The organism is Neorhizobium sp. SHOUNA12A (genome assembly GCF_023006505.1).
Lineage (GTDB): Bacteria > Pseudomonadota > Alphaproteobacteria > Rhizobiales > Rhizobiaceae > Neorhizobium.
Map to the genome: position 1 here is coordinate 22,073 of NZ_JALBGV010000002.1, position 14,363 is coordinate 36,435.

Annotated in this window: 13 protein-coding genes; 7 read left to right on the plus strand and 6 right to left on the minus strand. The window is 61.4% G+C overall.

Annotated features, from left to right (window positions below; genetic code table 11):
- Positions 1-14 precede the first annotated feature (14 nt).
- The 4 genes from MOV63_RS01090 to MOV63_RS01105 all read left to right on the plus strand — a co-directional run bounded on the left by MOV63_RS01090 (position 15) and on the right by MOV63_RS01105 (position 3,907).
- Complete coding sequence (locus MOV63_RS01090) at positions 15-1,055, plus strand: ABC transporter substrate-binding protein (RefSeq protein WP_051900670.1); 1,041 nt, start codon at positions 15-17, stop codon at positions 1,053-1,055.
- 97 nt (positions 1,056-1,152) lie between these two features.
- Positions 1,153-2,001, plus strand: coding sequence for an ABC transporter permease (locus tag MOV63_RS01095; RefSeq protein ID WP_247031151.1), 849 nt, complete (start codon positions 1,153-1,155; stop codon positions 1,999-2,001).
- 6 nt (positions 2,002-2,007) lie between these two features.
- Positions 2,008-2,811: an ABC transporter permease gene (locus MOV63_RS01100; RefSeq protein WP_247031152.1), complete on the plus strand. Its 804-nt coding sequence runs from the start codon at positions 2,008-2,010 to the stop codon at positions 2,809-2,811.
- Between the two features lie 31 nt (positions 2,812-2,842).
- Positions 2,843-3,907 (plus strand): ABC transporter ATP-binding protein, encoded by a 1,065-nt coding sequence (locus MOV63_RS01105; RefSeq protein WP_247031153.1) that lies wholly within the window; start codon positions 2,843-2,845, stop codon positions 3,905-3,907.
- 41 nt (positions 3,908-3,948) lie between these two features.
- On the opposite strand, the gene MOV63_RS01110 is transcribed toward MOV63_RS01105, so the two are convergent.
- From MOV63_RS01110 to MOV63_RS01130, 5 genes are all read right to left on the minus strand, one after another.
- Positions 3,949-4,830 carry a dihydrodipicolinate synthase family protein gene (locus MOV63_RS01110; RefSeq protein ID WP_247031154.1) on the minus strand — a complete coding sequence of 294 codons (882 nt, stop codon included), beginning with the start codon at positions 4,828-4,830 and terminating at the stop codon, positions 3,949-3,951.
- 4 nt (positions 4,831-4,834) lie between these two features.
- A complete protein-coding gene (locus MOV63_RS01115; protein WP_247031155.1) occupies positions 4,835-6,484 on the minus strand; it encodes an ABC transporter ATP-binding protein in 1,650 nt (549 codons plus the stop codon).
- A complete protein-coding gene (locus MOV63_RS01120; protein WP_247031156.1) occupies positions 6,477-7,400 on the minus strand; it encodes an ABC transporter permease in 924 nt (307 codons plus the stop codon). Before MOV63_RS01120 ends, MOV63_RS01115 begins: the two co-directional genes overlap by 8 nt.
- An 11-nt stretch (positions 7,401-7,411) precedes the next feature.
- Positions 7,412-8,326: an ABC transporter permease gene (locus MOV63_RS01125; RefSeq protein ID WP_040125628.1), complete on the minus strand. Its 915-nt coding sequence runs from the start codon at positions 8,324-8,326 to the stop codon at positions 7,412-7,414.
- Between the two features lie 83 nt (positions 8,327-8,409).
- On the minus strand, positions 8,410-9,906 hold the full coding sequence (locus MOV63_RS01130) for an ABC transporter substrate-binding protein (RefSeq protein WP_040125627.1): 1,497 nt from the start codon (positions 9,904-9,906) through the stop codon (positions 8,410-8,412).
- A 434-nt stretch (positions 9,907-10,340) separates the two neighbouring features.
- Here MOV63_RS01130 and MOV63_RS01135 point away from each other — a divergent pair, with 434 nt between their 5' ends.
- Genes MOV63_RS01135 through MOV63_RS01145 form a run of 3 tightly spaced genes read left to right on the plus strand, consistent with a single transcriptional unit; the run spans position 10,341 to position 13,610 of the window.
- Positions 10,341-11,534, plus strand: coding sequence for an exo-alpha-sialidase (locus tag MOV63_RS01135; RefSeq protein WP_247031157.1), 1,194 nt, complete (start codon positions 10,341-10,343; stop codon positions 11,532-11,534).
- Positions 11,534-12,481, plus strand: a complete 948-nt coding sequence (gene pdxA, locus MOV63_RS01140; protein ID WP_247031158.1) for a 4-hydroxythreonine-4-phosphate dehydrogenase PdxA — start codon at positions 11,534-11,536, stop codon at positions 12,479-12,481. The genes MOV63_RS01135 and pdxA overlap by 1 nt, the downstream gene beginning before the upstream one ends.
- Before the next feature lie 10 nt (positions 12,482-12,491).
- A complete protein-coding gene (locus MOV63_RS01145) occupies positions 12,492-13,610 on the plus strand; it encodes an iron-containing alcohol dehydrogenase (RefSeq protein WP_247031159.1) in 1,119 nt (372 codons plus the stop codon).
- Between the two features lie 46 nt (positions 13,611-13,656).
- Here MOV63_RS01145 and MOV63_RS01150 read toward each other — a convergent pair whose 3' ends face one another.
- The gene (locus MOV63_RS01150) at positions 13,657-14,361 is read right to left on the minus strand and encodes a FadR/GntR family transcriptional regulator (RefSeq protein ID WP_247031160.1); all 705 of its coding nucleotides are present in this window, start codon (positions 14,359-14,361) and stop codon (positions 13,657-13,659) included.
- Positions 14,362-14,363: the final 2 nt, after the last annotated feature.

Below are 14,363 nucleotides of genomic sequence, written 5' to 3' on the forward strand. Positions count from 1 at the left end.
AGAGGAGAACTGCAATGACTGGAATGAAGACATTTCTCATGCCTGACCGCCGCCGTTTCCTGAAGACGGCCGGCGCTGCGGTGACCGCTTCGCTCGCCGCTCCCTATCTCGTTCGCGCGCAGGAGAAGGTCCTCTACGTGAACACTTGGGGCGGTCCCTGGGAGGCTGCCGCAAAGACGCATCTCATCGATCCGTTCACCGCCGAAACGGGCATCCAGGTGAAGACGGTTTCCCCCGTTTCCTTCGCCAAGCTCGCCCAGCAGGTGAAGACCGGCACCTACGAATTCGACGTCACCACCCTCGGCGGCGGCGAACTGGTTCGTGCGAACCAGGCCGGCATCATCGAAAAGCTCACCGAGCCCTACAAAGGCGGCCTCTTCGAAAACGGCGTCGCTTCACATGCGTTCGCCACCGTGATGGCCTGGCGCAAGGATAAATATAAGGACACTCCGAAGACCTGGGCCGATTTCTGGAACGTCGAGAAATTCCCCGGCGGGCGGTCGCTGCAGCGTTATGCGTCGCGCGTCATCCCGATCGCGCTTCTCGCCGATGGCGTCGCGGTCAAGGATCTCTATCCTCTCGATGTGGACCGGGCCTTCAAGTCGCTCGACAAGATCAAGCCGCATATCCGCGTCTGGTGGACTGCCGGCGCCCAGTCGACGCAGATCCTGCGTGACGGGGAGATTGACATGATCGGCATCTGGCACGGCCGTTATTTCGAGGCCGAGAAGGCCGGCGCTCCGGTTGCCATGACCTGGAACCAGGGCGAGATCGAACGCGCCTACTGGGTTGTCGCCAAAAAGAGCCCGAACCTTGAGAACGCCAAGAAATTCGTCGAATTCGCGACCAGTGCAAAGCCGCTTGCCGGCTTTTCCAAGGCTGCGGACTACGGTGCGCTGAACCCGGCCTCCAACCAGTTCGTCGACGCGGCGGATGCCAAACGCATGCCGACCTCGCCAGACAACTACAAGCTAACCTTCGAGCAGGACATGTCGAATTTCGGCATCGACCCGGCGGAACTCGCCGAACGTTTCGAGGAGTGGGTCGCGAGCTGATCCGCTCTCCTGGATCAACCCGACCCGCTGGCCGGCATCGCGCGGAACGACCGCGCGATGCCGCAGCGACCCTGCCTGCCATAAAAAGGGAACGGCAATGGGCATCAGCCTTTCAAAACTGACGGAAAAGACGAATATATGGCCCTGGCTGCTGCTGGCGCCGCTCGGCATCTACATGCTCATCTTTTTCGTCGTGCCGCTCGCCGAAGTGGCGATCATGAGCTTTACGGAACCGAAGGTCTCGCTGGCGAACTACCAGAAGGTCCTGACCGGAGCGCTTTACCAGCGCGTCTTTCTGAACACGTTTGTGACGGCCGCTTTCGTGACGCTCTGCTGCCTTCTGGTCGGTTATCCGCTGGCCTATCTGATGGCGCATTCCAAGCCACGCACGGCAATGCTGATCCTGCTGCTCGTCACCATGAGCTTCTGGACGAGCTTCCTCGTCCGCACCTATTCCTGGATGGTTCTGCTCGGCAATAATGGCCCGCTGATTGCTTTGCTGCAGATGATCGGCGTCGACAAGCCGCCGCAGCTTCTCTTCACCCGTTTTTCCTCGACGCTCGCCATGGTGCACATCCTGGCACCCTACATGATCATGAACATCTATTCGGTGATGAAGAAGATCGACCCGGCGCTGATCCGCTCGGCGGAAAGCCTCGGCGCCAAAGGCTGGTCGCTGTTTAGGCATGTCTACCTGCCGCTGACGGCACCGGGCATCGCCAACGGTTCCGTCCTGGTCTTCGTCATCTGCCTCGGTTTCTACGTGACGCCGGTTCTGCTCGGCAGTCCGCGCGAGCAGATGGTTGCCGGCCTGATCGGTCACCAGATCGAGGAGTTCCTCGCCTTCGGACTGGGCTCCGCCATGGCGATGATATTGCTCGTGGTGACACTCATCATCCTCACCATCTATCATCGCCGCTTTGGCCTCGACAAACTCTGGGGGTGACCGAACATGAACACGTTCATGCGCTGGGCCGGTTTTATCGTCGTGCTCTTCATTGCGGCACCGCTCGTCATCGTCGTGCCGATGTCGTTTTCGAATGCGAACTCCCTGCAATTCCCGCCGCCGGGTTACTGGCTCGGGTATTATCGCGCTTATTTTACCAGCATGGATTGGCTGATACCGACCTGGAACAGCATCCTGATCGCGACCGCAACGACCATCCTCACCATGGCCCTGGTGGTGCCCGCGACTTTCGCCCTGGTGCGCCACAAGTTTCGCGGCAAGGGTTTTGCCGACCTGATGATGCTGATGCCGATGGCTGTGCCGCATATCGTCATGGCGGTCGGCTATTATTCCTATTTCGGCGATCTCGGGCTGGTGCACAGCCATCTCGGCGTCATCCTGGCACATACCTGCCTGTCGGTTCCGATCGCCTTCCTTGTCCTTTCGGCCAACCTCAAGGGTTTCGACCGGAACCTTGAACGGGCCGCGCAGAGCCTCGGCGCCAGTCCGGCAAAGACCTTCCTGCACGTCACGCTGCCGATCCTGCGACCGGGGCTTGTCATCAGCTCGCTCTTCGCCTTCATCCAGTCCTTCGATGAGACCGTCGTGGCGATCTTCATTTCGGGTCGCGATGCCGAGACCCTGCCGCGCAAGATGTTCGACAGCATCCGCCAGGAGGCCGATCCGGTGATTGCCGTCATCTCGACGCTGCTCTTCGTCGTCGTGCTGGTCGGCATCGCGGCTCCTTATTTCGCCAGCGCGCTGCGCAGCCGCGCTCCCAAGCCGAGCCGGCCGGCCGGCGCACACTGATCCTCCCAAGGACTCCCTCCAAGGATTTCCAATGACGAACTACCTGCAACTCTCCAACATCACCAAGACCTACGGACATTTCACGGCGCTCGACGACGTGAGCCTGTCGGTCGAAAAAGGGGAGTTCGTGACCTTCCTGGGGCCGAGCGGCTCGGGCAAGACGACGACCCTGATGATCATTGCCGGTTTCGAAAAGGCGAGTGGCGGCAAGGTGGAAGTCGGCGGCCAGTCGATTTCCGAGCTTGCGCCGCATGAGCGCAATATCGGCATCGTGTTCCAGAACTATGCCTTGTTTCCGCACAAGACAGCGGTCGAAAATGTCTATTTTCCATTGCAGATGCGTGGGGTCAGCCGCTCGCAGGGCTTGAGACAGGCAGAGGACATGCTGTCGCTCGTCGGCCTCAAGGGTTTTGGCCATCGCCATCCGAAGGAATTGTCCGGCGGGCAGCAGCAGCGGGTTGCACTTGCCCGCGCGCTGGTTTTCGAGCCTTCGCTGCTTCTGCTCGACGAGCCGCTCGGCGCGCTCGACAAGAACCTGCGTGAGCAGATGCAGATCGAGATCAAGCGTATCCAGCGCAGCCTTGGCGTGACGACCATCTTCGTGACCCACGACCAGTCGGAAGCCATGTCGATGTCCGATCGCATCGTGGTGTTCGAGAAGGGACGTATCGAGCAGGTCGCAGCACCCCTGGATATCTACCATCGCCCGCAGACCTCCTTCGTCGCCGCCTTCATCGGCGAAAGCAACCTGATCCCGGCAATCATTACCAGCGGGGCCGTCAGAACGGCCGAGAACCCGACGCTTGGAGCCTTCCAATACGCTGGCGAAGATGCTCTTGCGGACGGCCAGAAGGTGACGCTTCTGATCCGCCCGGAGCACATCAAGCTGTCGCGCAACCCGATCGAGGGCCGCAAGAACGCCCGCATGATCGTCGAGACGATCGTCAACTACGGCGACAACGCCCTCGTGATTGGACGGGCAGGGGATATTCCCATGCGCGTCAGGGTGCTCGGCGCCGATGTGGTGATCATCAGGGAAGGCGAGGAATGCTGCATCAGCTGGGCGCCGGACGCGGTCTTCGTGATCACCAAATAGATTGCACTCGAACCGTCTCGTAAACCTTAGATCAGCGAACCCTACAGCAGCTCGTATTTTTTCAGGATTTCTCTTATTTCCTCGTCCTGAGCCTCGTCTGGAAGCAGGGCAGGCTGCCTGCTCGCGCCGACTGATTTGTCCTGGAGGTAAAGCGAGCGCTTAACCATGGCGGGCGCAAACCCCAGCGCATAAAGGTCGGTGCGGAAGGCGGTATAGATCGCCTGCTGACGCTCCGCTTCCGCAATGTCGCCTGAGTTGAAGGCCGTAACGATGCCGGCGAGCACGTGCGGCAGGGCGTTTCCGAGCCCTGATATGCAGCCGGCCGCACCGTTCTGCAGCGACCACAGGACAAGATGGTCGGGGCCGGAATAGACCTCGAAGCCGGGGTTGTCTTTCGAGACCTGGAGGTAGGCCGCCAGGGTTTCCTGGGCGCCGCCGGAATCCTTGATGCCGGCGATATTGCCGTGCCCGGCAAGCTTTGCAGCCGTTGCCGGCTCGATATGGTTCTGGGTCCGGGCCGGTATGTCATAGAGATAGACCGGCGTCTTGACCGCATCCGCGACCGTCGAGAAGTGGCGGACCAGCCCGTCCTGAGTGCAGGCGATGAAGAAGGGAGTGATGACGGCGATGCCGTCGACGCCGATCCGGTCAAACTCTTTGGCCAGTTGCACCGTCTCGAATGTGGCTGGCATCCCGGCATTGACGATGACTTTCGCGCGCCCCGCCACCTCGTCGACCACGTGTTCTGTCAGCTGGATCTTCTCTTCGTGGGTGAGAGCAGTGAAATCACCATTGGTGCCGGCGCACATGATGTTGTTGCCCGCTGCCACCTGCCGGCGCACCTGGGCGCGGGTCGCCTCGAAATTGATCGTCTCGTCCTCGTTGAAGCAGGTCACGAGTGCGACAAAGGCATTTCTGGTCATTCAATCAACTCCGCTTATCCGCCGCTCGGCGGTTTGTCATGCACGTTTGAGACGGGCTGCCCGGTGTTCGGCCTGAACCATCCGGGTCCGGATCGAGGCTCGCCGCCAGGAGCGCTCTTGTATAGGCTTCACGGGGCGTCTCGAAGATCTCCCGGACTGTTCCCATTTCCACCACCTCGCCCTTCTGCATGACCATGACGTAGTCCGCGAAGTCGCGAACGACGGGCAGGTCGTGGGCGATGAAGATGAAGGAGATGCCCATGTCCCGTCGCAGCTTGTCGAGAAGCGCGATGACCTGGGCCTGCACCGATACGTCGAGCGCCGACACCGCCTCGTCGCAGACGATCAGCTGTGGTTCGAGCGCAAGTGCGCGGGCAATTGCGATCCTCTGCCGCTGGCCGCCCGAGAACTGGTGCGGATAACGGCTCATGTGTTCGGCCGAGAGGCCCACCTGCACCAGCAGTTCCGCGACCCGTTCCCGCCATTGGCGTTTCGGCAGGATATCGGGATGGATGGCCCAGGCTTCGGATACGAGCTGGAACACCGTCATGCGGGGATTGAGCGACTGGGTGGGGTCCTGAAACACCATCTGAAGGTCGCGCCGGAGCTTGTAGAGTTCCGATGGCGAAAGCTGAAAAAGATCACGCCCCTTCCACTGCGCCGTGCCGGCGTCCGGCTCGTCCAGTCTCAAAAGAACGCGGGCGAGCGTCGATTTGCCCGAGCCGCTTTCGCCGACGATCGCCATGGTCTCGCCCGCCCTGAGGTCGAACGAGACACCCTTCAACGCATCGAAGGAGCCGTAGCGTTTGCGCACGTCCCGGACGCTGAGCAGCGGCTGGCCCGAAAGCTGTGCGACGTGCATCTCGCCCTTCCCGGGGGCGGCGCCGATCAGTTTTTTGGTATAGGGATGCGTCGGGTTCTTGTAGACGTCGCGGACGGTGCCGGTCTCGACCAGCTCGCCCTTTTCCATGACGACCACCCGATCGGCGATTTCGGCCACAACACCGAGGTCATGGGTGATGATCAGCACGCCCATGCCGGTTTCCCGCTGCAACTCCTTCAACAGCGCCAGCACCTCGGCCTGGACCGTTACGTCGAGTGCGGTGGTCGGCTCATCGGCGATCAGCAGATCGGGACGCAGCGCAAGCGCCATCGCAATCATCACGCGCTGGCGCTGGCCGCCAGAAAATTCGTGCGGATATTTGCCCATGGCGCCTTCCGGGTCCGGAATTCCAACGCGCGTCAACAGGCGCAGGGCTTCGCTTTTGGCCTGTCCGGTCGGCATGCCGTGGGTCGTCATCGCTTCGCGAATCTGCCATCCGACGGTATAGACCGGGTTCAGATGGCTGAGCGGGTCCTGAAAGATCATCGCGATCCGCCGTCCGTTTGCCTCGCGGCGCGCCTGGGGCGGCATGGTCAGCAGGTCTTTGCCGTCGAGCAGGATCTGCCCGGCACTGATCCGCCCGGGCGGCATGTCGATGAGGTTCATGATCGCCGCCGACGAAACCGACTTGCCCGATCCGCTTTCGCCGAGGATCGCCAGCGTCTCGCCGCGGTCGAGATGGTAGGAGATGTTGCGCACGGCATGCACGACGCCGGCGGCCGTGTGGAACTCGACCGAGAGGTTGCGGACTTCCAGCAGGTGCTCAGCCATTCTTTCGGCCTTTCATTTCCAGGCGCCAACGCTGGACGGGATCGAGCGCGATGCGCAGCCAGTTCGACAAAAGGTTGAGCGACAAGGTGGTCATGATGATGGCCAACCCGGGCCAGAACGAGAGCCACCAGGCGTTGGTTAGATACTGGCGCCCTTGCGAAATCATCAGCCCCCAGGTGATCGCGGGCGGCTGGATGCCGATGCCGAGAAAGGACAGCGCGCTTTCGGCAAGCATGACATAGGCGAAGTCCAGCGTCGCCAGCGTGGTGAGCGTCGGGAAAACGACCGGCAGGATGTGACGGAACAGGATGCGGTTCTGCGAAGCGCCCATCACCCGCGCCGCCTGCACGAACATCCGCTCGCGGATCTCCAGCACCTCGGCGCGGGTGGTGCGCAGATAAACTGGGATGCGGGTGATCGACAGGACGGCGACCAGGTTCAGGATCGAGGAGCCCAGGAGATAAAGGACGATCACCGCGATCAGCAGCGAGGGAAAGGACATGATCACGTCTGCCAGGCGCATGATCACCTGTCCGACGCGGGGCGAGGAAAAGCCGGCGACGAGGCCGAGCAGTGTGCCGATGACCGATGACAGGATCACTGCGCCGGCGGCGACCATGAGGGTGTTTTGCGTCGCGACGATGATGCGGGCGAGCAATGGCCGGCCGAGAGCATCGGCCCCCATCCACCACACCCACTCACGGCTCCAGTCGAAGGGCGCGAGGTTGCGGCCGCGGAGATTCTGCTTGGTGGCAAGTTCGCCGAGCCAGGACGGCCCGATCAGAGCAAGCACGATGACGACGAGCAGGAAGATCACCGCGCAAAGCGCGAATTTGTCGGCCCAGAGCATTCGTGCCATGCGGATCGGGAAGGAGGGCTCGTGCGCGATCGTCGTATCGGAGGTGGAAACACTCATCGTTGCGCTCCTCAATGACGGATGCGCGGATCGAGAAGCGCATAGGCGAGATCGATCAGCAGGTTCATGAGGAAGATCGCCAGCGCGGTCACCAGGATCGCGGCCAGGACGACGTTGAAATCCCGCTGCAGGATCGAGTCGATCATCAGCTTACCGACACCGGGGAAACCAAAGATCGTCTCGACCACGACGGCGCCGTTCAGGAGGCTCGCTGCCTGGTCGCCGATGACGGTGATGACCGGCAGCATGGCGTTGCGCAGGGCATGGATGAAGATGATCGGACCGGCCTTGACGCCTTTTGCGCGGGCCGTCTTCACATAGGCGGACGATAAGGCGCCGATCATCGAGCCGCGCACGACCTGGACGATGATGCCGAAGGGACGGACGAACAGGACGCCGATCGGCAGGATCCAGTGCAGGATCGACCCAGTGCCGGATGTCGGCAGCCATGCGAGGTTTACCGAGAACACGACGATCGCGACGATGGCTAGCCAGAAGTCCGGCACAGATGCGCCCACCAGCGAAATCATCGAGGAGAGCCGGTCGAAGAAGCCGCCAGAGCGAAAAGCGGCGAGCGAGCCGACGACGATGGCGGCGGCCGTCACGAGCGACATGGTGATCACCGCAAGCCAGAGCGTCCACACGAACGCTTCCGTGACCACGTCCAGCGCCGGCCGCGCCTTGCGCAGCGATTCACCGAGATTTCCGGTCAGCACGTCGCCGACATAACGTCCGAACTGCACCATCAGCGGGTCGTTCAGTCCGTGGAGTTCGCGGAACTGCTGCTTCATTTCGGCCGAAGCTTCGACGGGCAGGAAAAGAGCGGCCGGATCGCCCGTCAGGCGGGACAGGAAGAACACCAGCACAAGCAGCCCGACCAGTGAAATCAAGCTCGCCACGGAGCGCTTACGAATGAAACTGAGCATGTCGCCCTCGACTATTATGGCGGCGGATGGGTACCCGCCGCCTTTGGGTCGTGATTGGAAATCCGGGAGCCGGTTTCCGCTGACTATTTGATGCCGATTTCCGACAATTGCAGCATCGAATTTGTGGCGATGGTCGGTTTGAAGTCGATACGCGGCGAAACGCGCGAGAAGCCCACCATGTGGAAGAGAAGAGCGTCGGCAACCACGTCGTCATGCAGGTAGGCGATCAGCTGTGACCAGAGCTTTACACGTTCGTCACCGACTGCCGCCGAAGCGCGCTTGATCAGGTCGTCGACCTTCGGATCGGAGAAGCCCGACTGCGTGCCCTGCGAGGCATATTTGAAGAACATGGTGAAGGACGGGTCGCCCTTGGAGTTGTCGTGCATGGCGGCGACGATGATCGGGCCACGACCTTCCTTGAAGGGCTTGGAATAGTAGCTCTCGTGCTCGGCCACTTCGACGAACTTCAGATCCACCTTGAAGCCGACTTCCTGGAGCTGCGACTGAACCGCTTCCATGATTTCGGTGACGTTCGGGAAGTTCGCCGTGCGGGCGATCAGCGTGATCGGCGTATCGACCTTTACGCCGGCGGCCTTTGCCTCGGCGAGAAGCTTCTTGGCGCCTTCGGGATCATAGGGGAACACCTTGACGTCCGGGTTCCAGCCTTGCGTGGTCGGCGGCACCAGCGCCGTCGCAAGCACGGCTCCTTGGGGCACCAGCGTGCCGATGAACGCCTGGCGATCGATGGCCAGATTGAGCGCCTTGCGAACCCGCACGTCGTTCAGCGGCTGAATGTTGTGGTCGAGGCGCAGATAGACCGTCTCGCTGTCGAGATAGGAGAAGTCAGTCTTGGGGTCGGTCGCATCGAGCTGCGAGATCGACGGAGAAAGGTCCGCCTCACCAGCCTTCACCATCGCCGCACGTACGGACGGATCGGCGCGAAACAGGTAGGTGGCCTCGGTCACCTGGGGTTTGGCACCCCAGTAATCGCTGCGGGCGGCAAGCACGATCTGCTGGCCCGGCGTCCAGTTCTTCAGCGCATAGGGACCGGTGCCGATCGGCTCGCGAATGAATGCGAGCGGGGTTTCTTCCGGGACGATCGTGACCAGCGACATCAGCAGCGGCAGGATCGGCTGGGCGGGGTCGGCCTTGAAGTCGATCGTGTAGGGGTCGACGACATTGGCGCTGATTTTCATTCCACCGAAATAGCGGCGGGATTCGCAGGCGTTCTTGTCGCTCATCACGCGGTCGAAGCTGTGCTTCACATCCTTGGCGTCGAACGTCGTCCCGTTGGAGAACTTTACGCCTTGGCGGAGATGGAACCGCCAGCTGCCGTCCTGGGTCTGCTCCCATTTTTCGGCCAGGCGCGGCATGACGCCCTTCTTGCCGCGAACATCGAGCTCGGTCAGCGTTTCGCTGACGTTCTCCATGATGATACGGCCGATATTGGAACGGGTCGCCATGCACGGCTCCAGCAGATCGGCTTCTTCAGGCAGCACGATCTTGATAGGGCCGGACCCTGCGTAAGCCGGGGCAAGCGCAGATCCGAGGATCAGCGCGGTCATCAGCATCTTCTTCATGTGGTTCACCTCCCAAGTGAATATAAATTGATCAGACACCGTTCCGATCGACCTGCCGTGGCCCGGTGGATGAACGGCTGATTTGGTGATTGGCGAGCCGACCCGTGAAGGAAGACCGATGGCGATTTAGAGGCTCTATCGTGGAGCATTCGGACCTTGGACCGAAAATTTCTCCCGACGGCAGGGCCACATATTTCGCTGCACCGCGATCGCCTACTCCTCCTGTGCTATTCTCCTCCAAACCATGTTCTGTCCCGCACACTTTGTCAAATTGTTTTGCGATGTAATTTTTCGAGAAAAATTCATTCGTAAAAATACCGTTATTTTCCAGATTGTTATGTTGAGTCCGATGCTAGAAACCTGCGGCTGATGCATATTATAAAACTTGACAACTTTGTGTTTCTGGCAATTCTCAGTGCCGAGAGGAGAGCTTTATGAGCCCTGATGAAATAGCGGCAGCAATGACCGGCACGGTACGGATGGTGACTGCCGGAAGGCATGAAGCCTTCCTGCCTTCCCCCATGGTTCAGAACCATGCAAGCTTCCTGCATCTCCTGACCGACGGCGCGTTGATCTGCGCCTGGTTCGGTGGCTCGCTGGAAGGAAAGTCCGACATATCCATTTTCGCGTCCGGCCTCGTGCCGGGCTCGGACGTCTGGGGTCCGCCGCAGAGGCTGAGCTTCGATGACGCACATTCCGAGCAGAACCCGGTTCTGTTTACCGCGCCCGATGGCCGGCTCTGGCTTTTCCACACGTCGCAGCCTTCCGGCAACCAGGACGAATGCCGTATCCGCATGGCGGAAATCCGGCGAGATCAAAGCGATACGACAAGACTGACGGCGGAAGCCGGCGGTTATCTCGATCTGCCGAAAGGATGTTTCATCCGGGCCCCGCTGACGGTGCGCGATGACGGCGCATGGCTTCTGCCGATCTTCCGTTGCGTTCAGCGACCGGGCCAGAAGTGGAACGGAAGCCATGATACGGCGGCGGTCGGGATATCGACAGATGCCGGGAAAACCTGGCGCCTCGAAGAATTGCCGCAATCGACCGGCTGCGTCCACATGAGTCCCGTCGCCTTGCCGGCAGGCGGCCATGCGGCGTTTTTCCGCCGGAGGCAGGCGGATTTCGTCTACCGGAGCGAAAGCGCCGATGGCGGCCGATCCTGGTCGGCGCCGGAGGCAACGGATGTGCCGAACAACAATTCCTCGATCGCAGTTATTCGCCTGACCGATGGCCGGCTGGCGATGATCTGCAATCCGGCAAGCGCGGCTCAGTCCGGCGATCGCCGTGCTTCGCTTTACGATGAACTCGGCGAGAGTGACGAAAGGCCGGATGCGGATCCCACAGGTGGTTGCGTGCCCGTCTGGGGCGTGCCGCGCGCGCCGGTCTGTGTCTGTATTTCGAATGATGGTGGGCTTAGTTTTCCAGTCCGTATCCTGATCGAAGACGGGCCGGGTACCTGCTTGTCCAACGATTCCACCGATGGCCGCAATAAGGAAATGTCCTATCCATGGCTGCTGGAAGCGCCGGACGGGACATTGCATATCGCCTATACCTATCACAGGCGGGCAATCAAATACGTGAGCCTGGCTTCGGGCTGGGCAGACGCGACTGACGGGAGAGTTTGATGAGCAATATCATTGGTATCACCATGGGAGACCCCTGTGGCGTCGGTCCGGAAGTAACAGTCAAGGCGCTGGCCGAGATGTCCGACGCCGATCGCTCCGCAACGCGGGTCTACGGCAATCTTGCGACGCTGGAGGCGGCGCGCGATGCGGTCGGGGTCACGATCGATCTCACCCCTTATGTAGTCGACCTTCCGGTGGAGGGAGCGCCTCTGCCGTGGGGGCAGTTGTCGGCGGTCGCCGGCGATGCGGCGTTCCGCTTCATCGAGCGCGCCGTGCGCGATGCCGAGGCCGGTTCGATCGGCTGCATCGTCACCGCGCCGATCAACAAGGAAGCGCTCAACCTTGCAGGTCATCATTACGATGGCCACACTGGCATGTTGCGCAGCCTCACCGGTTCGGCAGCGGCATACATGCTGCTGGCGTCCGATCGTCTGAAGGTGATCCATGTCTCCACGCATGTTTCTCTGCAGGAGGCCATCCGGCGCGCCACGACGGAACGGGTTCTGGCGACGATCCGCGCCGGTGACGCGCATCTGAAGCGCATCGGTTATGAGCGTCCGCGCATTGCGGTTGCCGGCATCAATCCCCATTGCGGCGAAAACGGTCTCTTCGGCACGGAAGATGACGATCAGATCGCGCCGGCCGTTGCAACCGCCCGCGCCGAAGGCATCGAGGTTCATGGTCCGATCTCCGCCGATACGGTTTTCCACCGCGCCTATTCCGGCGCCTTCGATCTGGTCGTCGCGCAGTATCACGATCAGGGCCATATCCCGATCAAGCTCGTGGCCTTCGATACGGCCGTCAACGTCTCCGTCGATCTGCCGATCGATCGCACCTCCGTCGATCACGGCACCGCGTTCGATATCGCCGGCAAGGGGATCGCCAATCACGGCAACATGAATTCTGCCATCGCCTACGCGCGCAAGCTCGTGGCGGGGGTCCGGTAAGGAACGCGTCATGGCCATTGCACCCATCACACTCCACCAGCCGCTGCGCCTCGCCGTCGGTGCCGGCACGATCAGCCAGGTTGGCGTCTGGGCTGGCGACGTCGTCTCGACCCTGGTCATTGCCACGCCGATTACGGCTGGTTTTGCCGACCGTCTGCAGTTGCCCGGCCGATTTTCGGTATTCGACGCCATTCCAGGCGAGCCGGATACCGCAACGCTGAATGCTGCGCTGGAGGCCGCCCGAAAGGCCCGCCCGCAAATGATCGTCGGACTTGGTGGTGGATCGGTATTGGATGTCGCCAAGCTGGTTGCGGCGCTGTGGGATTCCGAGCAGACGCTTGAGGACGTTGCCGGTCCCAATCGCGTCGCCGGTCGCCGCACACGGCTTGTCCAGGTCGCGACCACCGCGGGCACTGGCTCGGAGGCGGGTATCCGCTCGCTCATCACCGATCCGGTCAAGCGGACCAAGATCGCGGTGGAAAGCCCGCACATGATCGCGGATTTCGCGGTGCTCGATCCTGAATTGACCTATTCGGTGCCTCCGGCTGTGACGGCTGCTACGGGTGTCGATGCCATGGCGCATTGCGTCGAGGCCTTCACCAACCGCCGTGCCCATCCGATGATAGACGGCTTTGCCCGCATGGGGTTCGGGCTGGTCGGCCGGTATCTAGCGCGGGCGGTGAAGGACGGGCACGATACGGAGGCCCGCGAAGGGCTGATGCTTGCTTCCTATTACGGCGGCATTTGCCTCGGTCCGGTCAATACGGCGGCCGGCCACGCGATCGCCTATCCGCTGGGCACGCGTCTCAACCTGCCGCACGGCCTGGCCAATGCCATCGTTTTCCCGCATGTCCTGGCTTTCAATCAGCCCGTCGTTGCCGCGAAGACTGCGGAAGTGGCTGCAGCATTGGGCCTTGGTGATCACCTTTCCTCGGATGAATTGCGCTCTTCAGCCTACGACTTCTGCGGAGGGCTTGGCATTGAGATGTCGCTGGCGGCTCACGGCGCCAGGCAGGAGGAGCTTTACCTCTACGCTTCGGAGGCGCATGCCATCCGCCGGCTGATGGATAACAACCCGGCCGAAATGAGTGTCCGCGATGTGCTGGGTATCTACGAGGCGGCATTTTGAAGCGACGATCATCCGGCTATGGGTTGCCGGATGACATCTACAGGTTTCACCGGTGCGAGGACTGAAACAGTCGTTCGCGTGAACCTTTCAAGTGGTCCAGCATCAGTTGCCGCGACGCTTCTTGGTCACCGCGAGTGATCGCATCGGCGATTGCCTCGTGCTCGCCGAACACTTTCGCAAGTCCGGTGGCTTCTCTTTTCACGGAGGCGCCGTGGAATTTCATCCCCACGGCAATGTGATCCTTCAGAGCCTCCATCGCCGTCGAGAAGTAGCTGTTCTGAGCCGCCCGCGCGATAGCCAGATGGAACTGGTAGTCGGCGTCTTCACGATGGGCCTGGCGGTTCGTGGCGTCGCGCAGCAATTCCAGGGCCCGCTTTATGGCCGCCAGGCTCTCCTTATCGTGACGCACCGCCGCCGCTGCGGCCGCCGCAGGTTCAAGCGTCATGCGAAACTCATAACAGTTGAGGAGATCGGCGACGTTTTCCAGCTGGCCGAACCCGAGCGGCTCGCGTAGGCCGAGCGCACGCACGAAGCTGCCGGCGCCGCGTCTCGAATAGATCAGTCCCTGCTCGCGCAACCGTCTCAGCGCTTCCCGGATGATCGGCCGCGACACCTCGAATTCGTTGGCTAGCTCATGTTCGGTCGGCAACCGTTCGTCCGGCCGGTATGCCCCCGACTTGATCGCGCGCAACATCCGCTCAAAGACGATATCAGGAAGGCCCTTGCGGGCAGTGCCGCTCTCAAGCCCCATCG